The organism is Aequorivita sinensis, assembly GCF_006346335.1.
In the GTDB taxonomy this organism is placed as follows: Bacteria; Bacteroidota; Bacteroidia; order Flavobacteriales; family Flavobacteriaceae; genus Aequorivita; species Aequorivita sinensis.
Map to the genome: position 1 here is coordinate 68,266 of NZ_VDMC01000002.1, position 23,280 is coordinate 91,545.

Sequence of the window (23,280 nt, forward strand, 5' to 3'; positions counted from 1 at the left end):
ATTTAAATCATTTTATTAATGCTAATTTGCGGTTGATTATTTTCCGAAATTCGGTTGAAGAAAATCCACTCGCATTATGAAATTTACAGCAGCCCAAATAGCAGGAATACTTGACGGAACCGTAGAGGGAAACGACAGTGTAGAAGTTTCTGAATTATCTAAGATTGAAGAAGGTAGTGAAGGAAGCTTAACCTTTTTGGCAAACCCTAAGTATACGCATTTTATATATTCAACAAAGGCTTCGGTAACTATTGTTAATAATGATTTTGTTGCAACCGATAAAATTTCAACTACGCTTATCCGTGTTGAAAATGCCTATAATGCATTTTCTAAACTACTAGAATATTATAATCAGGTAAAGATGAATAAAACGGGTATTGAAAATCCTGTTTTTATTTCAGAAAGTGCCAAATACGGAGAGAACTTGTATTTAGGCGCTTTTTCATATATAGGTGAAAATGTTAGGATTGGGAATAATGTAAAAATCTATCCAAATTCATATTTAGGAGACAATGTGTCTATTGGCGATAATACTGTGATTTTTACTGGTGCAAAACTGTATTCAGAAACTAAAGTAGGCGAGTCCTGCGTTATTAATAGTGGCGTTGTTATTGGTGCTGATGGTTTTGGCTTTACTCCAAATGAAAAAGGGGAATATAAAAAAGTTCCTCAAACTGGAAATGTAATTCTAGAGGACAACGTAGATGTAGGTCCAGGAACGACAATAGATCGCGCTACATTAGGATCTACAATAATTAAGAAAGGGGTTAAGTTAGACAATCAAATTCAGATTGCTCATAATGTTACCATTGGAGAAAATACCGTTATAGCCGCTCAAACTGGAGTAGCAGGTTCTACCAAGATAGGAAAAAATTGTATTATTGGTGGCCAAGTAGGAATAGCTGGGCATATTGTAATTGGAGACAATGTAAAAATACAAGCTCAGAGTGGTATAGGAAGAAATGTAAAAGACAATGAAACCTTACAAGGCTCTCCAGCTCTAAGTTATGGCGATTTTAATAAAAGTTATGTATATTTTAAAAACCTTCCTAAAATAATGGAAAGGTTTAATATAGTAGAAAAAAAACTTGATAATGAATAAAAGTGTGGTAAAACAACGCACCATTGGTAAAGAGGTATCTCTTACTGGGGTAGGCCTACATACTGGCAAGGAAGTTACAATTACGTTTAAACCTGCACCTGAAAACCATGGCTATTCTTTTGTAAGAATAGATTTGGAAGGTCATCCTGAGATTGAAGCAGATGCCAATTTTGTAGTTAATACACAACGCGGAACCAATTTGGAAAAGCGAGGTGTAAAAATCCAAACTTCAGAACACGTTCTTGCTGCATTAGTAGGACTTGAGGTTGATAACTGTATTATGGAGCTTAACGCTTCAGAACCGCCAATTATGGACGGGTCATCTAAGTATTTTGTTGAAGCTATTGAAAAAGCTGGAATTGTAGAACAAGAAGCTGAAAGAGATGAGTATGTCGTAACTGAAGTTATTTCGTATGTAGATGAAGAATCAGGCAGTGAAATTATAGTTATGCCATCGGATGAATACCAAGTAACTACAATGGTAGATTTTGGCACTATGGTTTTAGGTACTCAAAATGCTTCATTAAAAAAGATTTCAGACTTTAAGGACGAAATTGCAAATGCACGAACTTTTAGTTTCCTTCACGAAATTGAAATGTTGTTAGAACACGGCCTAATTAAAGGTGGTGATTTAAACAATGCTATTGTATATGTAGATAAAGAGCTTTCTCCAAATACTATGGAAAAGCTTCGCAAGGCTTTTGGGAAAGATAATATCTCGGTTAAGCCAAATGGAATTCTAGACAACCTTACGCTTCATTATCCAAACGAAGCAGCTAGACATAAGTTGTTAGATGTTATTGGTGATTTAGCGCTGATTGGTACTCGAATTCGCGGGAAGGTTATAGCTAATAAGCCAGGCCACCATGTAAATACACAATTTGCTAAAAAGCTTTCAAAGAGAATTAAAATTGAAAGACGAAATAAAGTTCCTAAATTTGATATCAACCAACCACCAGTAAAAGATGTAAATGAAATAATGGCTATGCTTCCACATAGACCACCATTTTTATTGGTTGACAAAATTATGGAAATGACCGAAACAGGGGTGGTAGGTCTTAAAAATGTGACTATGAACGAACCTTTCTTCGTTGGTCACTTCCCAGGAGCACCAGTTATGCCAGGAGTTTTAATTGTTGAAGCTATGGCACAAACAGGTGGTATTTTAGCATTAAGCACTGTACCAGACCCTGAAAACTACCTTACATTCTTTATGAAAATAAACAATGTAAAGTTTAAACAACAGGTTAATCCTGGAGATACACTTATATTTAAATTAGAACTAATTACCCCTATCCGCCGAGGAATTGTACATATGCAAGGAAACGCTTATGCGAATGGTAAATTAGTTACAGAAGCTGAGCTTATGGCTCAAATGGTTAAAACAAAAAATTTATAAATGAACCAACCACTTGCATACGTCCATCCGGGCGCAAAAATTGCCAAAAACGTTGTGATAGAACCTTTCACAACAATCCATAATAACGTCGTAATTGGCGAAGGAACTTGGATTGGAAGTAATGTAACTATTATGGAAGGTGCACGTATTGGTAAAAACTGTAATATTTTTCCAGGTGCTGTAATTTCTGCAGTTCCTCAAGATTTGAAATTTAAAGACGAAGAAACAACGGCCGAAATTGGTGACGGAACTACTATTAGAGAATACGTTACAATCAATAGAGGTACAGTAGATCGCGGAAAAACCGTAATCGGTAAAAACTGTTGGATCATGGCTTATTGCCACATTGCTCACGACTGCATCGTTGGAGATAACTGTATTTTTAGTAATAACAGTACCCTTGCAGGGCATATTACAGTAGGCGATCACGTAGTATTAGCAGGAATGACTGCTGTTCATCAGTTTTGTATGATTGGTAATCACGCATTTGTTACAGGTGGTTCCCTAGTACGAAAAGATGTACCACCATACGTTAAAGCTGCTCGAGAACCACTTAGTTATGTGGGTATAAACTCGATTGGGTTAAGAAGAAGAGGATTTACTTCAGAAAAAATTACCGAAATTCAGAATATTTATAGACTTCTATATCAGAAAAATTATAACACCTCCCAAGCTACAGAAATTATTGAAGCTGAAATGGAGGCAACTCCTGAACGAGATGAAATCCTTCAGTTTATTAAAAATTCCAAGCGTGGAATTATGAAGGGATATTTCAATTCAAATTAATTCAAACAAAATTACAATCAATTAACCATAAATATAAATAATGGCTACTTCATCAGATATAAGAAAAGGACTTTGCATTCGTTATAACAACGATATTTACAAGATTATAGAATTCCTTCACGTAAAACCAGGAAAAGGCCCTGCATTCGTAAGGACTAAATTAAAAAGTGTAACTACAGGTAAAACCATTGATAACACTTTTTCAGCTGGTCATAAAATTGATGATGTTCGTGTTGAAACTCATAAATTTCAATATTTATACAGTGAAGGTGAAATGTATCATTTTATGAATACAGAGGATTATTCTCAAATTCAATTAATGAAAGGCATACTTGATACTCCAGAATTAATGAAAGAAGGAGAAGTAGTATCTGTACTTATAAATGCAGAAGACGGTGCGCCACTTTCAGTTGAAATGCCTGCGCATGTTGTTTTAGAAGTAACATCAACAGAGCCAGGTGTAAAAGGAAATACAGCTACAAACGCTACTAAACCAGCAATTGTAGAAACTGGAGCTGAAATTAATGTTCCATTGTTTATCAACGAAGGAGATAAAATTAGAATCGATACCGAAAAAGGTCAGTATCAAGAAAGAATGAAAGAATAAATTTTATTCATCTATTAAACTTCAAAAACAGTATTCATTAATTCTATAGCTAACTAAAAGTGAAATTTCCAACTCCACAAACTCTTGAAAATATAGCCATTCTTATCGGCTCTGATTACGTAGGTAGTCCTGATTTTCCAGTTTTTGGAATGAACGAGATTCACGTAGTTCAGCCTGGAGATATTGTTTTTGTAGATCACCCAAAGTACTACGATAAAGCACTACAATCGCAGGCTACAGTTATACTTATTAATAAAAAGGTAGATTGTCCTGTAGGGAAAGCACTATTAATTTCTGACGATCCTTTTCGAGACTTTAACAAGCTTACTCGTTATTTTAAACCTTTTACTAGTTCTAACAGTTTAATTTCAGAATCTGCTGAAATAGGTGAGGGAACAGTGATTCAACCCAATGTATTTATTGGCAACAACGTAAAAATCGGGAAAAACTGTTTAATTCATCCTAATGTTAGTATTTATGATAATACTGTAATTGGAAATAATGTTACGATTCACGCGGGTACTGTTTTAGGTGCTGATGCTTTTTATTATAAAAACCGTCCAGAAAACTTTGATAAATTATTAAGTGGCGGAAACGTTGTAATAGAAGACGATGTAGATCTTGGCGCACTATGTACTATAGACAAAGGAGTGACAGCATCTACCACCATAGGGGAAGGCTCAAAGCTCGATAATCAAGTTCACGTAGGACACGATACTGTTATTGGTAAACGCTGTTTAATAGCTGCTCAAGTTTGTATAGCAGGCTGTGTTTTGGTAGAAGATTTTGTAACACTTTGGGGGCAAGCAGCTATTACTAGTGGGGTGACTGTAGGTGAAAAAGCAATTATATCTGCACAAAGTGGTGTTAGTAAATCACTTCCTGGACATAAATCATATTTTGGTTCACCTGCAGAAGAATTTAGAAAAAAATATAAGGAATTGGCCATGGTTAAGCTAATTCCAGACATAATTAAAAAACTGGATAATTTGCCATGAGTAATAAAGCAAAAGAAATAGTTAGGGATTTTTATAATTCCGATTTATTAAAAGACGAAACAATTTTAGAGCGCTTTTTCCATCCTGATTTACAGTTGATATGGAATAGTGCTGATGGTCTTAATATTTTAAGTTATAACGACTTAAAAAACTTCTTAGGTGAGGTTAAGCGTTCTTATAACGATTTAAGGATTGAAATTAGTCATCTCTTAGCAGACGGGCCACACGTAACAATACGTTACAAGTATTATATCCGTACTATGGAAAATCCAGATGAAGAGTTAGGAATTGCTCATTTCATTGGGATTTGGGAAGTTAAAGACGATAAAATTTACAAAGGATATCAAGTTAGTCAGCCTGTTACCGAAAATGACGACACTACCGAAAGTTATCAAAAAGTTAAGGTTTAATAATTTTTAAATCCGTTGTCAAAAACTGTATCTTTGCAGGAATTCTGAATAAAATTCGAAAGGTTTATTTGAATTTAAATTATATATAACAATTACAAAATAGTTAAAAATGAGCGTTTTAGTAAATAAAGATTCAAAAATAATAGTTCAAGGATTCACTGGGAGTGAAGGAACTTTCCACGCTGAACAAATGATTGAATACGGAACTAATGTTGTTGGAGGAGTAACTCCAGGAAAAGGTGGACAAAAACATCTTGATAAGCCAGTATTCAATACAGTTGAAGAAGCTGTAAAAGAAACTGGTGCCGACACCACTATTATTTTTGTGCCGCCTGCATTTGCTGCAGACGCTATTATGGAAGCTGCTGATGCAGGTATTAAAGTAATTATCACAATTACTGAAGGTATTCCAGTAAAAGATATGATAACTGCTTCAAACTATATTAAAGACAGAGATTGTCGTTTAATTGGTCCTAACTGTCCAGGAGTTATTACTCCCGGTGAGGCAAAAGTTGGTATTATGCCAGGTTTCGTTTTCAAAAAAGGTAGTGTAGGTATTGTTTCAAAATCAGGAACACTTACTTATGAAGCTGCAGATCAAGTTGTAAAACAAGGTTTAGGAATTACTACAGCAATCGGTATTGGTGGAGATCCAATTATTGGGACTACCACAAAAGAAGCTTTAGAATTGCTTATTAACGATCCAGAAAGTGAAGCAGTTGTAATGATAGGTGAAATTGGTGGTCAATTAGAAATTGATGCAGCAAAATGGTATAAAGAAAGCGGAAGCAAAAAACCAGTTATTGGTTTTATCGCTGGTGAAACAGCGCCTGCAGGACGTACAATGGGACACGCTGGTGCAATTGTTGGAGGTAGTGATGACACTGCTCAAGCAAAGAAAAAAGTAATGCGCGAATGTGGAATGCATGTTGTAGATTCTCCAGCAGAAATTGGAAAGAAAGTAAAAGAAGTTTTAGGCTAATCTTTTCAACATATATATTAAAAAGCTCTGTGAAATTCACAGGGCTTTTTTTATGGTGAAGCCACTAGCTTTTGTTATATTTGAAACCCGCCTCTCGCGGTTATCTTGCAAGGTTTAAATAATCTTGAGGGTATATTAGATTAAATATAAATAGACCTTAATATGAAATTACTGGAAGGAAAAACAGCAATTATTACAGGCGGAAGCCGCGGAATTGGAAAAGGAATTGTAGAAGTATTTGCTAATCACGGCGCAAATGTAGCTTTTACCTATAGCTCCTCAGCCGAAGCTGCAAATAATTTAGCCGAAGAAGTTGCCAAATTAGGTGTTAAAGCTAAAGCATATCAAAGTGATGCCGCTTCTTTTACTGAAGCTCAAACATTGGTAGATGAAGTTTTAAAAGACTTTGGAAGTGTTGATATTCTTATAAACAATGCTGGGATTACTAAAGACAATCTTTTAATGAGAATCTCTGAGGAAGATTTTGATAAAGTAATCGAAGTAAACCTAAAATCCGTTTTCAATATGACCAAGGCTGTACAACGTACAATGCTTAAACAACGCCAAGGATCTATCATAAATATGAGCTCGGTTGTAGGAGTAAAAGGGAATGCAGGTCAAACAAATTATGCAGCTTCCAAAGCAGGGGTAATAGGATTTACAAAATCTGTAGCTATCGAATTAGGATCACGTAACATTCGTTGTAACGCAATTGCGCCTGGTTTCATCGAAACTGAAATGACGCAAAACCTAAATGAGGACGCAGTAAAAGGTTGGACAGACATGATTCCACTTAAACGTGGTGGATCTCCACAAGATGTTGCTAATGCTTGTGTGTTTTTAGCAAGTGATTTATCAGCATACATTACTGGACAAGTTCTTAATGTAGATGGAGGAATGCTTACTTAAAGAAAACCTTTTCGGTGGTAAAAATCAGTACCTTGAAATTATAAACTTGAAGCTAATTTAGTGACCACAGAAACCATATTTTATATTTTAATCGCCGGAGTAATTTCTATTGCTCTGGCGGTTTTTATGTATGGATATAAGGCCAAGCAAAAAGGATTATTGGCTTGGATTTTTGGCGCACTTAGATTTATTTCAATATTTTCAATTTTACTTTTATTAATTAATCCTAAGTTTAAAAGTGAAACTTATACCATCGAAAAGCCTAAACTCCCTGTATTAATAGACAATTCAGCATCTATAACTGAGTTAGAGCAAACAGAAAATGTTTCTATATTTCTTGAAAAATTAAAAAACAATAAAGAGTTAAATAATAAATTTGAACTTTCTTATTTTTCTTTCGGAAGCGATTTCAAAGAAAGCGACTCTTTAACTTTTAATGATAAGAACACCAATATTTCAAAAGCGCTTTCATCATCAAATGAAATTTTTAAAAATGAAATCGCCCCATTAATTCTTATTTCGGATGGAAATCAAACACTTGGGAGTGATTACGAATTTTCTTCTGCAACAAGTAAAAACCCTATTTATCCTGTTATTCTTGGGGATTCTGTACAGCATATAGATTTGAAAATATCGCAATTAAATACAAATCGTTATGCTTTCTTAAAAAATCAATTTCCAGTAGAAGTTATTGTCAATTACACAGGTCCAACACCTGTAAATACCGAATTTATTGTTAATCAAGGTGCTTCTTCTGTTTATCGAACTAATGTTTCGTTTTCCAATAATGAAACTTCGAAAACAATAAACTTTACGCTTTCTGCAAATTCAGTAGGACTTCAAAAATATTCAGCACAAATTTTTCCGCTTTCAGATGAAAAAAATAAAACTAATAACAGTAAGTATTTTGCTGTAGAAGTAATCGACCAAGCAACAAATGTTTTGGTAGTTAGTAATATAACACATCCAGACTTGGGTGCGCTTAAAAAGGCAATTACTTCAAACGAGCGCCGAACTATTACTTTCAAAAAGCCTTTTGAAGCTGTTTCAATTTTAAACGATTATCAATTGGTGATTCTTTATCAGCCAGATAGAAATTTCGCCACAGTATATTCTGAAATAGAAAAATTAAACAAAAACACTTGGGTATTCTCTGGATTGCAAACCGATTGGCATTTTCTAAATGCTGCTCAAAACAATTTTATTAAAGAAGCATCTACACAAACAGAAGATGTTCAAGCAAAAGTTAATAGCAATTACGGTACATTTGCGTTCGACGATATAGGATTTGACGATTTTCCACCCTTGCATACTGAATTTGGATCTTTGTCTGTAACTGTTTCAAATGAAGAAATGTTAGCGCAAACTGTAAGTGGAATTTCTAATGGCAATCCACTGCTGGCTACCATGGAACTAAATGGTAAACGCAACGCTATTTGGGATGGAGAAGGCTTTTGGCGTTGGAGAGCACGTAACTTTGTGAATAGTAATAGCTTTAAAGAGTTTGATGATTTTATCGGGAATATTGTTCAGTATTTAGCATCAAATAAACGCAGAACTAGGCTAGAAGTGTCTTCTGAAACTTTCTATTACAACAATAACCCTATTAAAATCTCAGCCCAATATTTTGATAAAAACTATGTATTCGACAATCGTGCTTCATTAAATATAAAGGTGAGAAACACTGAAACTGACGAATTGACGATTTTTCCAATGTTACTTCGTAATAATTATTTTGAAGTGGATTTAAACAGTCTTGTTGCTGGTGAGTACAAGTTTACTGTCTCAACTGCAGACGAATCGATTAAAAGCAGTGGTGATTTTACTATTTTAGATTTTAATGTAGAACAACAATTTTTAAACGCCAATGTTTCAAAATTGCATAGGGTAGCAGTAAACACTAGTGGAAAAGCATACTTCGCATCACAAAGCGATGCCTTGATAGAATTGTTGATTGCAGACACAAACTACCAAAATATTGAAAGAAGCGAACAAAAAGTAGTACCTTTGATAGATTGGAAATATCTTCTAGCACTTATCATTCTAGCGCTCGTTTCAGAATGGTTTATCAGAAAATATAACGGACTTATATAGAAACCCAAATACTTTTTAAAAATGGAAAAACTTCCCAAGTTAACAATACCTGTAATTGTAGGAATTGTATTATTTATTATTTTAATTTCAAAATCATCTGTTACCATTAGCTCTGGTCACGCAGGAGTATTATATCAAACTTTCGGAAATGGTGTGGTAACCGACGAACCACCATTAGGTGAAGGTTTTCATATTATAGCGCCTTGGAACAAGGTTTTTATATATGAGGTACGCCAACAAGAGCTTAGTGAAAAAATGCAAGTTCTTTCTTCTAACGGACTAGAAATAAAGCTAGATGCATCTGCATGGTATCAACCAGAGAGCAACGACATAGCGAAACTTCATCAAGAGAAGGGAGAAAACTATTTACAACGTGTAATTCAGCCAGCAATAAGAAGTGCGGCAAGAAGTGTTGTAGGTCGTTATACACCTGAACAACTTTATTCTAGTAAAAGAGATGCAATACAAGAGGAGATTTTTGAAGAAACTAAGAAAATTTTAGACAAACAATACATTCAATTAAACGAAGTATTAGTTCGTGATGTTACGCTTCCACCGGCAATTAAAGATGCTATTGAGCGTAAGCTTCGTCAAGAACAAGAATCTTTAGAGTATGAATTCCGTTTGGAAAAAGCGACTAAAGAAGCTGAAAAAGTAAGAATTGAAGCACAAGGTAAAGCAGACGCAAACGCAATTTTAAGTGCTTCGTTAACAGATAAGGTGCTTCAAGATAAAGGAATTGATGCAACTTTAAAACTTGCACAATCACCAAACTCTAAAGTTGTAATTGTTGGTTCTGGAGATAGTGGTTTACCTTTAATTTTAGGGAATAACTAAAATCAAATTGAGACCGATACATTCCACTTAGTTTGCAATGGGTAATGTACAAATGCTCAGCTTGTAGTTAAATGGAAATCTATCGAATGTAAATATTTAAAACCTTCCCATGTGGAAGGTTTTTTTATGGAACAATTTCAGAAAGGGTTATAAACATCGATATAACTAACATTGTTTTCCTAATTTTGAATTATGCTTACCAAGGTTATCCCTATAAAAGTAACAGAATATGAAAAACACGAAAATAACTTTCGGTATAATTAGCTTGATAATAGGAATCATCTTATTTATCCTCTTGGTAGATTTATTTTCTAAACCATCAAATCTTACAGTAGCTTTTGATCCTATCGGGAGTTTTCAAACATACTTTTTTAGCTTCGGCTTTACTTTAGGAGTAATTGGATGGATTATTGGAAGTGTATTACTTATAGGGTATTTAATTTTGTTTTACTTTATAGGAATATGGATAAGTAAAAAGATAGCAAAACAGTAAACTATCAAAACGATATGAAAACCACCCCAGAACATAACGAGCGTATAGCCAAAATGACTTTCGCTTCGGTTTACCCACATTATATTACAAAGGTTGAAAAGAAAGATAGAACAATAGAAGAATTACATCAAGTAATAGAATGGCTTACAGGGTATAATGAAAGCGATTTAAATAAATTTATTGAAGAAAAAGCAACTTTTGAAACCTTCTTTAAAAAAGCTAATCTTAATCCTAATGCCAACCTCATCAAAGGTATGATTTGTGGATATCGCATAGAAGAACTTGAAAATCCATTAACAAGACAAGTTCGTTACCTAGATAAATTGGTAGATGAGTTAGCTAAAGGCCGCAAAATGGATAAAATACTTAGGGTGGAATAATTTTTTTAAAAATCAATTTAACCTCTTAAAAAACTCATTTATGAATTCAAAAAAAATAAGTTTATCAATATTAACAGTTCTATTGTCTTTTGGAATTGGATTATATATCAATAATGTATTTGCGAATTTTCCAAAGGAGGATAATCTTACACTAACTAAAATTAATAAAATGGAAGATAACGATATGAAATTAGGTGCCTTTTCAGTTAGTCTGAATGTAAAGGATTTAAAGGTTTCAAAACAATTTTACGAAAACTTAGGATTTAAAGTCTTTGGAGGAAGTATGGAGCACAATTACCTTATAATGAAAAATGGTAATGCACTAATCGGCATTTTTCAAGGAATGTTTGAAGGCAATATTTTAACCTTTAACCCAGGTTGGGATGAAAATGCACAGAACTTGGAAAGTTTTGATGATGTAAGGGAAATTCAAAAAAGCCTTAAACAGAGTGGGGTAGCACTCTCTACAGAAGCAGATGAAAATACATCGGGCCCCGCAAGTATAACTCTTACAGATCCTGATGGAAATATTATTTTAATAGACCAACATCGATAGATTCACTAATTGGATAATAAAGACCTTCTAATTTAGAAGGTCTTTATTATATAGTTTATTCCGTTTTCTGAAAAGATTTTATAACTACCAGTCCGCAGATTAAAGCTACAGTAGTAAGGCTAAAGGCTAAAATTGTATTGCTGTAAATAAAATTCCCGATGGCAAATAGTGTACAGTAAACCCCTACAACCCCTGCAAAAAAGCCTAGAATTTTCATTCCAAACCCTTTAAACTTGGATTCATTTCCAAAAATTAAGCTATTAAAGCTATTTAGTGTTTCAGCATTTGACGGTTTTGTTAATAGCGTTACAAGTACCCATCCAATTGTGGTTATTACAACCCCAAGAACTAATTGCCAATGACCAGCAATTTCAATCATTGGAGTGTCCATTTTTCCATTAACAAAGAAAAAGGCAGCAATTAAAAATGAAATTAACATAGCGGCAATTTCACTATAGGGGTTTATTCTACTCCAAAACCATCTTAGAATAAACAATAATCCAGTACCTGCTCCAATAGAAAGTAATAAGTTGAAGCCATCACGAGCTTCTTCTAGAACAAGTGCTAATAAGCCTGCGAAAATCATCATCACCACCGTAGAAATTCTACCAGCAGCAACTTGCTCTTTTCCAGTAGCTTCTTTTCGAAGAAAACGTACATAAAAATCATTTACAACATACGAACTTCCCCAGTTTAAATGCGTCGAGATTGTGCTCATAAAAGCTGCAATTAATGATGTAATTACAATTCCTAATAAACCGGCTGGCAAGAAAGTTAGCATTGCTGGATAAGAAAGGTCATTTTTTACAAAATCAGGATCTAAATTTGGGAAGGCCGCCTGTAGGCTTTCTATATTTGGAAAAACAACGATGGATGCAAGACCGATGATAATCCACGGCCATGGTCTAAGTGCGTAATGTGCGATATTAAAAAATAGGGTAGCATAGGTTGCGTGTTTTTCATCTTTGGCGGCTAACATCCTTTGGGCAATATAACCACCACCACCTGGCTCCGCACCTGGATACCATACGCTCCACCATTGCACAGCTAGCGGAATTATAAGCAATGGGATTAATAACTCAGGTTTAGAAAAGTCTGGCAGCATTGCTGTTTTTGCTGCTACAGTTGGAGTAGCGAGTAATTTATCTATCCCACCAATTTCAGGCATATTTACTATGTAAACGGTAGCCCAAATACTTCCAACCATGGCGATTATAAATTGAACAAAATCTGTAAGTAAAACTCCTTTTAAGCCCCCAAAGGCTGAGTAAATAACTACTACCGGCGAAGCAATTAATAATACTTCATAGGAAGATAAACCGAACATAACGTGTCCAATTTTAATTGCTGCGAGACAAACGTTCGCCATAATTACAATGTTGAAGAAAACTCCTAAATAGATGGCTCTAAAACCTCTTAAAAAGGCGGCGCTTTTTCCGCTATATCGCAATTCATAAAATTCTAAATCGGTTGTAATCCCACTTTTTCGCCATAGTTTAGAGTAGAAAAATACGGTAAGCATTCCTGTTAGTAAGAAACTCCACCAAATCCAGTTTCCAAATACGCCGTCTTCACGAATAACCCCTGCAACAAAGTTTGGTGTATCTGCAGCAAAAGTTGTTGCCACCATACTAACTCCAAGAAGCCACCAAGGCATATTTCTATCGGAAAGAAAAAAGGATTTTGAATCTTTTCCAGCTTTTTTAGCTACAACTAGACCAATTGTAATAAATATTATAAAAAATGTAATTATAACGATCCAATCGATGGTGGTTAAGTGCATAATTTTAGTAAAATTGGTTGTTTTTAAACTTCGGTTAAAGTACTTATTTTGAAAGGCTTTTTAAAAGTTCGGTAATTTAAATATTCACAAGTTTTTAAACAATTCACAAAGTTCAATCATTGAACATTTCTTTTAAATAAATACCAAGCCAAATTAACATTATGGTTTTAAACCATTTATTGGAACTTTACATTTCATACTAAAAATTCTAATTTCTATTTCCTACCTTTAAAAAAATAATTGATTTTCTATGACGGCAAAACGTAGGAGTAAAGCGAAAACAACTAAAATAGAACCCAAAAGAGCCAGAAATTTATCTCCTGGTACTGTTAAGTATACTGGTAAAAAAGTCACGACAATTACAGAGTTAGATATAATTGATTACTCTAAGGATCATTATCATCGATTTAAAACAAATGATATTAATGAGGCTTTTAACTACGAAGATTCTACAAATATTACTTGGATAAATGTAAACGGACTTAGCAATACCGATGATATTATTACACTCGGGAACCATTTTGAACTACATCCATTAATTCAAGAAGATATAGTAAGTACATATCAACGTCCAAAAATTGATGAATACGAAGAATACTTGTTTATAGTATTTAAAATGCTTCATTACGACAATGATAGGCTTAACAATGAGCATATTAGTATGGTTATGGGGAAGGATTATGTGTTAACTTTTCAAGAAGCCGAAGGAGATGTATTTAGTGATTTGAGGGAACGTTTAGAACACGGTAAAGGTAGGATTCGTGGGGTAGGAGCAGATTATTTAATGTTTGCAATCCTGGACGCAGTTGTGGATAATTATTTTTCAGTTATTGAGTATTTAAGCAATAAGGTTGAGTTGTTAGAGGATAAGCTTTTCGATAAAAAAGAAGACCCAGATATTGCAGAGGAGATTCAACAACTAAAAAAGGAAATATTAAAAATTAGAAAAGCAGTCGTTCCTTTGCGAGAAGTTGTAAATAGATTAGAAAAAATAGATTACACCATTATAGAAGAGCGTACCAATAAATATATTCGCGATTTATACGACCATATAATTCAAGTTAATGAAAGTGTGGAAATTTACCGAGAGATGATTTGGAGTTTGATGGATATGTATATGACGACTATCAGTAACAAGATGAATGAAGTTATGAAGGTCTTGACAATTATGGCTTCTATATTTATTCCGCTTACCTTTATGGCAGGTATCTACGGAATGAATTTTGATAATATGCCAGAACTTCATCTTAGATATGGGTATTATTACCTTTGGGGGTTAATGATTCTTGTTTTTCTGGGCTTACTTTGGTATTTCAAAAGAAAAAAGTGGATATAATTGGCTTCTCTATTTCGATGAAATTTTAAAAATATTTTTATAAAATTAAAAAGACTATATAATGGAATTAATGACAGTTGGCGGTGGATGTTTTTGGTGTATTGAAGCAGTATTTGATCAAGTGAAAGGAGTAGAAAAAGTTGTTTCGGGTTATACTGGAGGGAATGCTCCTGGAAGACCAACCTATCGTGAAGTGTGTTCAGGTTTAACAGGTCACGCTGAAGTAGTACAAGTTAGTTTCGATCCTAAAGTAATTTCGTACGAAGATTTAGTAGTAATTTTTATGACGAGTCACGATCCAACAACCCTAAATCGTCAGGGGGCGGATGTAGGGACACAATACCGTTCGGTAATTTATTATCACAACGAAGCTCAAAAGGAAATTTTAGAAATTATAGTGAAGGAGATGTCGCTTTATTACACAAATCCCATTGTAACAGAAATAAGTCCGTTACAAACATTTTATGAAGCTGAAGAAGATCACCAAGATTATTATGCCAACAATCAAACTGCTGGATATTGTACAGCGGTAATTTCTCCAAAATTGGCAAGGTTACGTAAAATGCACAGTGATAAGCTTAAATAGAATTAAAAATCTAATTTTAAATTTCATTACTTAAAATTCCTTTAAACACTGAGGGTGAGGGTTTTTAGCTGCTCTTTTTTTGCTGTTATTCGTTAAAAATTCAAGCGTCAAAAGATATTATTTTGCATTGTGAAAAAAGGACGTAATTTTGCACCTTCTAAAAAAGGTAGAATTTATGATGGAGGTAACAGACGCACTAAAAGAAAAAAAAACTGATAAGGAGCTATATAGCTATCAAAAAGGGGCAATAGATCAAATTTTTGAAAAATTTGAAACCGCTCCAGACGATTATCACTTGTTGTATCAATTACCAACAGGTGGAGGTAAAACAGTTATCTTTTCTGAAATTGTCCGTCAATATCTTAAACTTCACAATAAAAAAGTTTTGGTGATGACTCACCGAGTGGAGCTATGTAAGCAAACTTCTGAAATGCTTACAAGTTTTGGTGTTGTAAACAAAGTTGTTAATAGTACTGCTAATCTTTCCGATCAAGCAAAATACAGTTGCTTTGTGGCAATGGTTGAAACCTTAAACAACCGTTTGAACGATGATAAACTTGATATTTCAGATATTGGATTAGTTATTATTGATGAGGCTCACTATAACTCATTTACAAAGCTTTTTAAATTCTTTGAAAAATCATTTATCCTTGGCGTTACAGCAACTCCATTAAGTTCTAATAGAAATCTTCCGATGAAGGATAACTATCAAGAACTGATTGTTGGAGAAAGTATTCAGTCGTTAATTGATAATGAGTTTCTAGCTCAAATTGAAGTTTTTCAATACAATATGGGGCTAACATCTTTGGAGATTGGTTCTAATGGTGATTATACTGTAAAATCATCAGATGATCTTTATTCTGGAGTAAATATGCTTGACCGTTTACTTGAGGCGTATAGAACGCATTCCAACGGTAAGAAAACGTTGATTTTCAACAACGGTATTAATACATCTATCCAAGTGTATTATCACTTAAAGGCAGAAGGTTTGCCTGTAATGCACTTAGATAATACAGCTACAAAAAAACAGCGAAAGCAAATTTTAAATTGGTTTCGTGAAACTCCTGATGCTATACTTACATCTGTAAGCATTTTAACTACAGGATTTGATGAACCATCGATAGATACAATTATTCTTAATAGAGCGACACGTTCTTTAACGCTTTACTTTCAGATGATTGGTCGTGGTTCGCGTATTTGGAATAATAAAACTAAGTTCTCGGTTATCGACCTTGGTAACAACTTTCAGCGATTTGGACCATGGGAGGCACCTTTAGATTGGCAGGCAATATTCAATTCACCTGACTTCTTTATGGATCGCTTAGTGAGCGATGAGGAATTAGAAAGTAACTTCCGTTACGAAATGCCAGAAGAGGTGCGCAATGAGTTTGCAAAGAGTGAGAACGTTTATTTTGATATTAAACAAACCTATCAAGACTCTGTAGCAAAAGGTGAATCTAGTAAGGTAATTTTAGAAAGATCTATTGAACAACACGCGCGAATTTGTGTAGAAAACAGTGAAGATGTTTACGACGCACTTGCTTTAGCGAAAATGTTAGGAGATGATATCGATTATCGAATTGAAAAGTATGCGCAGTGCATTAGTAAAAGTACAGGTAACTTCATTAGTTGGCTAAAAGAAGATTACCGTTTAAAATTTAGAAATTATCTTCGAGAGAACTTTGACGAAATCTTTGAAGAAATTCACGGGTATGCACCTGAAGAGTAAGAAGTAAATTAAAACTCTGAATTCTAAAAATCAAATTAGAATTCAGAGTTTTAATTTTTAGACTTAATATTGTTCACTTTCATTAGGGAAATCGCCGCTCTTTACGTCTTTACTATACTGAGTAAATGCATTTTTCATATCAGTATACAAATCTAAATACCTTCTAAGGAAACGAGGATTAAATTCGTGAGTCATTCCAATCATATCGTGAAGCACTAGAACTTGTCCATCAACGCCGCTTCCGGCTCCAATTCCAATAACTGGAATACTAATTTTTTCTGCTACTTGTTGTGCAAGCTTAGCTGGAACTTTTTCTAGAACTATTGCAAAGCATCCAATTCTTTCCAATAAAAGAGCGTCTTCAATTAACTTATCGGCTTCTTCCTCTTCTTTAGCGCGCACAGTGTACGTTCCAAATTTATAAATTGATTGCGGTGTTAACCCTAAGTGTCCCATTACAGGAATACCTGCGTTTAAGATTCGTTTTACCGATTCTTTTATTTCTTTTCCTCCTTCAAGCTTAACTGCGTGTCCGCCACTTTCTTTCATAATTCTGATGGCAGAGCGAAGTGCTTCTTTTGGATCGCTTTGATAGCTTCCAAATGGTAAATCAACTACAACTAAGCTGCGCTCAATAGCACGAACTACTGAAGCTGCGTGATATATCATTTGGTCTAAGGTTATGGGTAGGGTGGTTTCGTGTCCAGCCATCACATTACTAGCAGAATCACCTACTAAAATTACGTCTATTCCTGCACTATCTACAATTTTGGCCATGGTAAAGTCGTATGCAGTTAGCATCGAAATCTTTTCACCTTTCTTTTTCATATCCACCAAAGTTTTGGTGGTAATGCGTTTGTATTCTTTTTTAGCTATACTCATAGTTATATTGAAATTGAATGGTAAAAGTAATAAATTACGACATTAGAAACTTGGATTTTGGATTTGATAATTCCTGGAGTGTTTTTATATCAATATTAAATACTGTGAATTAACAATCGCTTACATTAACTTGTACTGCAAGACCTCCTTCACTAGTTTCTTTATACTTCGATGTCATATCTTTTGCCGTTTCCCACATTGTTGCAATTACCTTATCTAAAGGTACTTTTGCCTTGGCAGGATCACTGTTAAGTGCCATTTCACAAGCGTTTATAGCTTTAATTGCTCCCATTGCGTTACGCTCTATACAAGGAATTTGAACCAAACCAGCAATTGGGTCGCAGGTTAAACCTAGGTGATGTTCCATAGCAATTTCACTAGCCATTAAGCATTGATCTGGCGTTCCGCCCATAAGTTCGCATAACGCACCTGCAGCCATTGATGATGATACACCAATTTCTGCTTGACATCCACCTAAAGCCGCTGAGATAGTAGCTCCTTTTTTGAAAAGACTTCCTATTTCGCCAGCAGTTAATAAATATTTCTGAACATCTTCAAAATTTGCATCGTGGTTTTCAATCACCATATAATACATCATTACGGCAGGAATTACACCAGCACTTCCATTTGTTGGAGCGGTTACAACTCTACCTAAAGATGCATTTACTTCGTTAACAGCTAAGGCGAAACAGGAAACCCATTTCAGAATTTGTCGAAATTTTACTTCGGTATTTCTAATGGCATCTATCCATTCTTCAGCATTATTATATGTGGTGTCCCCAATAAGGTTTTTATTCATTTCGAATGCTCTTCGGGTAACATTTAGGCCACCAGGTAAAATTCCTTCAGTATGTGCACCCACATACATAGAGTCGAGCATTACGTCCCAAATTTCTTTTAAACCATTTGTTATTTCTGCTTCCGAACGCAATGATTTTTCATTCTCGAGAACTATTTCTGAAATACTTTTATTTTCAGATTTGCAGTATGCAGCTAGTTCCGCTCCGTTTTGAATAGGGAAAGGGAACTGTGCAAATTTCTCCATTTTTGCTTTTTCCTGCTTGCGCTCTTCTTTAACAGTAAATCCTCCACCTATGGAATAAAAAGAGGTAGATTCTTTCGATCCGTCTTTAAAGCTGGCATTAAAAGTCATTCCATTGGGATGGAATTCAAGAAACTTTCGATTAAAGATTATATTTTCTTTCGGGACAAACGGCACCTCTAACTCGTTGTTAAGTTTGAGCTTATTTTCCGAAGTAATAAAGTCTATCTCTTTATTTATATTTTCAATGGGAAATGTAACAGGGTCAAACCCCATTAAACCTAGCATTACAGCTATATCTGTAGCGTGACCTTTTCCCGTTAGTGAAAGCGAGCCATATAGATCTACAGTTAGCGATACTACCTCATCAAATTTATTATCATCTTTCAACTCCTCAACCCAACGCAATGCTGCGCGCCAAGGACCTAAAGTGTGGGAACTAGACGGCCCAACACCTATCGACAACATGTCAAAAACACTAATACTTTCCATAAATTTTATCTTGAGTCAAACCTAAGAAATTTTAAAACATTTAGCTAAACAGAAGACGTTAATTGTTAACAATTACTGCTTGAAATTGTTTTTTTCAGGTAAACCTACAAAAATAAAGATAAGACACGAGATAAGTGTTTTTATGCAGCTCCCTAAAATTTTTAATAGCGACTACCTAATGCAGGATTAGTGGGGGCATACTTTAATGAGTGGTAACCATTAAATAGACGGAGGCAAGAAATACTACAAGGTGAGGAGACTGTTATTTTGGGTTATAGATAAACTTTCTATAAATGTATTATGCTTAGAAATCAAGGAATTATAACCATTGGAAAAAGATTTTAAATAAATCTCAATTAAAAGCGGAATCGTTATCCGCCAATTCTAGTAGATTTCAACTTTTACTTTTTTGAAATTCGATAAAAAATAAATGACGCTAAAAATCCTATTACCGAGAAGATTGTCAACATCCAAAATACCTGCTGATGGCCTTTTTCACCAGGAGAGCCATCTAAAAAATACCCGATAGCGGGACCTGCAAAAACCTCAGGTGTATAACCTATAAAGGAAATAATTCCCACTGCAGTTCCTGTAAGCGTTAAAGGTATGTTGCCTTCTTTCATAACGGCGAAATAAAGAACACGAGCAGCGTAAACACCAACGGCTGTAACAATTATAGAAAGAAAGAACAATATATCTGTTTCTTGGTCTAAAATACCAGAGGCAAAAAGTAACCCTCCAAAAAATGAAAGTACAAATCCGATACACAGGTAAATGGAGGGACGAGAACGATCTGCCAGAAATCCGATTACAACACCTACAATAGGGCGAATAAATAATAAGAACGTACCTGTTTTGGCAGCATCTACTTCGCTATATAACATTACGTCCTTGGCATAGAGCGAAAATATATCGGTTATTTTATACCCTACATAGGCACATATTATAATAACCATAAGGAGCCAAACAGAAGGTAATTTTAGGACTGTTTTTATATTTTTAAAAGTGATTTTCTCATGGCTTGTCGCTTCAGTTTCCTTATCAATTTTTAAGAAAAACAATACTATTACTCCAATTATAGCAACCAGGGCCGAGGAGGTATATACTACATAGTGGAAGGCCTTTAATTGAACTTCAGACGATATTTCAGTTTCAGAAACAAACAGAGAAAACACAAATACACCAAGCAATCCAAAGAGTGCGCCTACTAATCCACGCCCTCCATCTAAAAAGCCAAATGCTTTTCCTTGACTGTCATTTCCACCCCAAACGCGGGTGGCTTTTATCATTGCCGACCAAAACAGAAAAATTGTTGTAAACCCCCAAAAACCATAAAGAATTATTAAAGTTTGAAAAGTAGGGGAGCTGGCATAAACAAGTCCGCCTAATGCTGTAAGTATTAAAGCTGTTCCCATCAATTTTCGAGGAGGAAATCTATCTGCTAAAGGACCGCCAAATAAATAAGAGAAGACTGCCACTATTCCATATACCGAAAAACAAAATCCCAATTCTGTGTTATTGATTTGAAAAACTTCAAGAACAGTAGCTCTAAAAACTCGTGCCAATACAAATGGTAAGATAAAGACAGCTTCCCCCGCAAGTATTAATAGGATAATATATGCTATATATTGTTTTGAAGGCTTTTTATTATTCAATTGTTTATTTTATAAAATTTGCTTCTTGTAAAAGTAGTGTATTTTAAAAAGAAGATGTTTTTATTGTAGTTAGAATAGAATTTTACCATTCTGATATGCTCAGGAAGGCAATTAAACCATTATTAATGACGGATTTAAATATATTTATGACATGATGGCAGTACAATTTGGTTGGCACAATCATTGACTTATAGAACTCGAAATTAAGAATACACAACATAAATAATAAACAACAAACAATACTATTATGAGTAAAATAATTGGAATCGACTTAGGAACAACAAACTCTTGCGTTGCCGTAATGGAAGGAAGCGAGCCAACAGTTATTCCTAATGCCGAAGGAAAAAGAACGACTCCTTCTGTAATCGCATTTGTGGAAGGTGGCGAAATTAAAGTAGGTGATCCTGCAAAACGTCAAGCTGTTACAAACCCAACAAAAACCATTAGCTCTATTAAGAGATTTATGGGGAATAAATATTCTGAGTCTTTAAAAGAAACAGAACATTCTGCATACAAGGTAGTAAAAGGCGATAACGATACAGCTCGTGTTGATATCGATGGCCGTTTATATACGCCACAAGAATTAAGTGCAATGATTCTTCAAAAAATGAAGAAAACTGCAGAAGATTATTTAGGACAAGATGTTACTCGTGCAGTAATTACTGTTCCTGCATACTTTAATGACAGTCAGCGTCAAGCTACTAAAGAAGCTGGAGAAATTGCTGGTCTTAAAGTAGAAAGAATTATTAATGAGCCAACTGCTGCTGCACTTGCCTACGGTCTTGACAAAAAAGGAACAGACCAAAAAGTAGTTGTGTTTGACTTTGGTGGTGGTACGCATGACGTTAGTATCCTTGAATTAGGAGACGGAGTTTTTGAAGTACTTGCTACTGATGGAGATACACACTTAGGTGGTGATGACGTTGACCAAAAAATAATCAATTGGTTAGCAGATGAGTTTAAGGCTGAAGAGGATTTCGATCTTCGTAAAGACCCTATGGCGTTACAACGTTTAAAGGAAGCTGCTGAAAAAGCAAAAATTGAACTTTCTTCTGCTGCACAAACAGAAATCAACTTACCTTATGTTACTGCTACTGCTAGCGGACCAAAACACTTGGTTAAAACATTGTCTCGTGCTAAGTTCGAGCAATTAATTGACGATTTAGTTAAGAGAACTATGGTTCCTTGTGAAACTGCAATGAAAGCTGCAGGTTTAAGCAAGAGCGATATTGATGAAGTAATTTTAGTTGGTGGTTCAACTCGTATTCCTGCAGTTCAGGAAGCTGTTGAAAAATTCTTCGGAAAAAAACCTCATAAAGGTGTAAACCCTGATGAAGTAGTAGCTGTTGGAGCTGCAATTCAAGGAGGTGTATTAACTGGAGATGTAAAAGATGTACTTCTTTTAGATGTAACTCCTCTTTCTCTTGGAATTGAAACTATGGGAGGTGTAATGACTAAATTAATTGAAGCTAACACTACAATTCCTACTAAGAAAAGTCAAGTATTCTCTACAGCTGCAGACAATCAGCCAAGTGTTGAAATTCACGTATTGCAAGGAGAGCGTCCAATGGCAAACGATAACAAAACAATTGGTCGTTTCCACTTAGACGGAATACCACCAGCACAAAGAGGTGTGCCACAAATTGAAGTAACGTTTGATATTGATGCTAATGGTATCATTAAAGTAAGCGCTACAGATAAGGCTACTAATAAATCTCAAGACATCCGTATCGAAGCTTCTTCAGGATTAACAGAAGAAGAAATCGCGAAGATGAAAGCTGATGCAGAAGCAAACGCTGAAAGCGATAAAGCTGCAAAAGAAAAAGTAGATAAGTTGAATGAAGCAGATGCAATGATCTTCCAAACTGAAAAGCAACTGAAAGAATTTGGTGATAAATTATCTGATGATAAAAAGAAACCAATTGAGGAAGCTTTAGAAGAATTGAAGAAAGCACACGCATCACAAGATTTAGTTACAATTCAACCAGCTTTAGATAAGATAAATGAAGCTTGGAAAACTGCTTCTGAAGAAATGTACAAAGCGCAAGCAGATGCTCAAGGTGCACCAACAGGTGATGCTGGAGCAGGAGCTGAGCAGGGAAGCAACACTGAAAACAGTGATGTGGAAGACGTTGACTTCGAAGAAGTAAAGTAAGCTGAGATCAATTTTCGCTCTAAGTGAAAATTTATCAATCGCTTATCCCAAGCATAGTCGAGGGATT

At 34.8% G+C, this 23,280-nt stretch carries 21 protein-coding genes; 17 read left to right on the forward strand and 4 right to left on the reverse strand.

What is annotated here, in order from left to right:
- Positions 1 to 76 precede the first annotated feature (76 nt).
- The 13 genes from lpxD (at position 77) to FHP04_RS03400 (ending at position 11,553) form a co-directional block, all read left to right on the forward strand.
- Complete coding sequence (lpxD, locus tag FHP04_RS03340) at positions 77 to 1,102, forward strand: UDP-3-O-(3-hydroxymyristoyl)glucosamine N-acyltransferase (protein ID WP_139854534.1); 1,026 nt, start codon at positions 77 to 79, stop codon at positions 1,100 to 1,102.
- Entirely contained in the window at positions 1,095 to 2,501 is a 1,407-nt protein-coding gene (locus tag FHP04_RS03345) for a bifunctional UDP-3-O-[3-hydroxymyristoyl] N-acetylglucosamine deacetylase/3-hydroxyacyl-ACP dehydratase (RefSeq protein ID WP_179951768.1), read from the forward strand. Before lpxD ends, FHP04_RS03345 begins: the two co-directional genes overlap by 8 nt.
- Complete coding sequence (gene lpxA, locus FHP04_RS03350; RefSeq protein ID WP_139854537.1) at positions 2,502 to 3,287, forward strand: acyl-ACP--UDP-N-acetylglucosamine O-acyltransferase; 786 nt, start codon at positions 2,502 to 2,504, stop codon at positions 3,285 to 3,287.
- A gap of 40 nt (positions 3,288 to 3,327) precedes the next feature.
- Positions 3,328 to 3,894 carry an elongation factor P gene (gene efp, locus FHP04_RS03355; protein ID WP_139854538.1) on the forward strand — a complete coding sequence of 189 codons (567 nt, stop codon included), beginning with the start codon at positions 3,328 to 3,330 and terminating at the stop codon, positions 3,892 to 3,894.
- Between the two features lie 59 nt (positions 3,895 to 3,953).
- Positions 3,954 to 4,892: a UDP-3-O-(3-hydroxymyristoyl)glucosamine N-acyltransferase gene (locus FHP04_RS03360; protein WP_139854540.1), complete on the forward strand. Its 939-nt coding sequence runs from the start codon at positions 3,954 to 3,956 to the stop codon at positions 4,890 to 4,892.
- Positions 4,889 to 5,302 carry a nuclear transport factor 2 family protein gene (locus tag FHP04_RS03365; RefSeq protein ID WP_139854541.1) on the forward strand — a complete coding sequence of 138 codons (414 nt, stop codon included), beginning with the start codon at positions 4,889 to 4,891 and terminating at the stop codon, positions 5,300 to 5,302. The genes FHP04_RS03360 and FHP04_RS03365 overlap by 4 nt, the downstream gene beginning before the upstream one ends.
- Before the next feature lie 109 nt (positions 5,303 to 5,411).
- Complete coding sequence (gene sucD, locus FHP04_RS03370; protein ID WP_139854542.1) at positions 5,412 to 6,284, forward strand: succinate--CoA ligase subunit alpha; 873 nt, start codon at positions 5,412 to 5,414, stop codon at positions 6,282 to 6,284.
- Positions 6,285 to 6,446: 162 nt separating this feature from the next.
- Complete coding sequence (gene fabG, locus FHP04_RS03375) at positions 6,447 to 7,193, forward strand: 3-oxoacyl-[acyl-carrier-protein] reductase (RefSeq protein WP_139854544.1); 747 nt, start codon at positions 6,447 to 6,449, stop codon at positions 7,191 to 7,193.
- A 60-nt stretch (positions 7,194 to 7,253) separates the two neighbouring features.
- Entirely contained in the window at positions 7,254 to 9,287 is a 2,034-nt protein-coding gene (locus FHP04_RS03380) for a YrzE family protein (RefSeq protein WP_139854545.1), read from the forward strand.
- 21 nt (positions 9,288 to 9,308) lie between these two features.
- Positions 9,309 to 10,124, forward strand: a complete 816-nt coding sequence (locus FHP04_RS03385) for a prohibitin family protein (protein ID WP_139854547.1) — start codon at positions 9,309 to 9,311, stop codon at positions 10,122 to 10,124.
- A 229-nt stretch (positions 10,125 to 10,353) separates the two neighbouring features.
- Positions 10,354 to 10,617 (forward strand): hypothetical protein, encoded by a 264-nt coding sequence (locus FHP04_RS03390; RefSeq protein WP_139854549.1) that lies wholly within the window; start codon positions 10,354 to 10,356, stop codon positions 10,615 to 10,617.
- A 14-nt stretch (positions 10,618 to 10,631) separates the two neighbouring features.
- On the forward strand, positions 10,632 to 10,997 hold the full coding sequence (locus FHP04_RS03395; RefSeq protein ID WP_139854551.1) for a DUF2200 domain-containing protein: 366 nt from the start codon (positions 10,632 to 10,634) through the stop codon (positions 10,995 to 10,997).
- A 184-nt stretch (positions 10,998 to 11,181) separates the two neighbouring features.
- Entirely contained in the window at positions 11,182 to 11,553 is a 372-nt protein-coding gene (locus tag FHP04_RS03400) for a VOC family protein (protein WP_139855016.1), read from the forward strand.
- 55 nt (positions 11,554 to 11,608) lie between these two features.
- On the opposite strand, the gene FHP04_RS03405 is transcribed toward FHP04_RS03400, so the two are convergent.
- A complete protein-coding gene (locus FHP04_RS03405) occupies positions 11,609 to 13,336 on the reverse strand; it encodes a sodium:solute symporter family protein (RefSeq protein ID WP_139854552.1) in 1,728 nt (575 codons plus the stop codon).
- 250 nt (positions 13,337 to 13,586) lie between these two features.
- On the opposite strand from FHP04_RS03405, the gene corA reads away from it, so the two are divergent.
- From corA to FHP04_RS03420, 3 genes are all read left to right on the forward strand, one after another.
- Positions 13,587 to 14,672, forward strand: coding sequence for a magnesium/cobalt transporter CorA (gene corA, locus FHP04_RS03410; protein ID WP_139854554.1), 1,086 nt, complete (start codon positions 13,587 to 13,589; stop codon positions 14,670 to 14,672).
- Positions 14,673 to 14,733: 61 nt separating this feature from the next.
- Positions 14,734 to 15,258, forward strand: coding sequence for a peptide-methionine (S)-S-oxide reductase MsrA (gene msrA / locus FHP04_RS03415; RefSeq protein ID WP_139854556.1), 525 nt, complete (start codon positions 14,734 to 14,736; stop codon positions 15,256 to 15,258).
- Between the two features lie 175 nt (positions 15,259 to 15,433).
- Positions 15,434 to 16,987 (forward strand): DEAD/DEAH box helicase, encoded by a 1,554-nt coding sequence (locus FHP04_RS03420; protein ID WP_139854558.1) that lies wholly within the window; start codon positions 15,434 to 15,436, stop codon positions 16,985 to 16,987.
- A gap of 63 nt (positions 16,988 to 17,050) precedes the next feature.
- On the opposite strand, the gene panB is transcribed toward FHP04_RS03420, so the two are convergent.
- From panB to FHP04_RS03435, 3 genes are all read right to left on the reverse strand, one after another.
- Positions 17,051 to 17,869, reverse strand: coding sequence for a 3-methyl-2-oxobutanoate hydroxymethyltransferase (panB, locus tag FHP04_RS03425; protein WP_139854559.1), 819 nt, complete (start codon positions 17,867 to 17,869; stop codon positions 17,051 to 17,053).
- Between the two features lie 109 nt (positions 17,870 to 17,978).
- Complete coding sequence (locus tag FHP04_RS03430; RefSeq protein WP_221442674.1) at positions 17,979 to 19,403, reverse strand: L-serine ammonia-lyase; 1,425 nt, start codon at positions 19,401 to 19,403, stop codon at positions 17,979 to 17,981.
- 401 nt (positions 19,404 to 19,804) lie between these two features.
- Positions 19,805 to 21,058, reverse strand: coding sequence for an MFS transporter (locus tag FHP04_RS03435; protein WP_139854563.1), 1,254 nt, complete (start codon positions 21,056 to 21,058; stop codon positions 19,805 to 19,807).
- A gap of 247 nt (positions 21,059 to 21,305) precedes the next feature.
- On the opposite strand from FHP04_RS03435, the gene dnaK reads away from it, so the two are divergent.
- Positions 21,306 to 23,213, forward strand: coding sequence for a molecular chaperone DnaK (gene dnaK, locus FHP04_RS03440; RefSeq protein ID WP_139854565.1), 1,908 nt, complete (start codon positions 21,306 to 21,308; stop codon positions 23,211 to 23,213).
- The last annotated feature ends 67 nt before the right edge of the window (positions 23,214 to 23,280 follow it).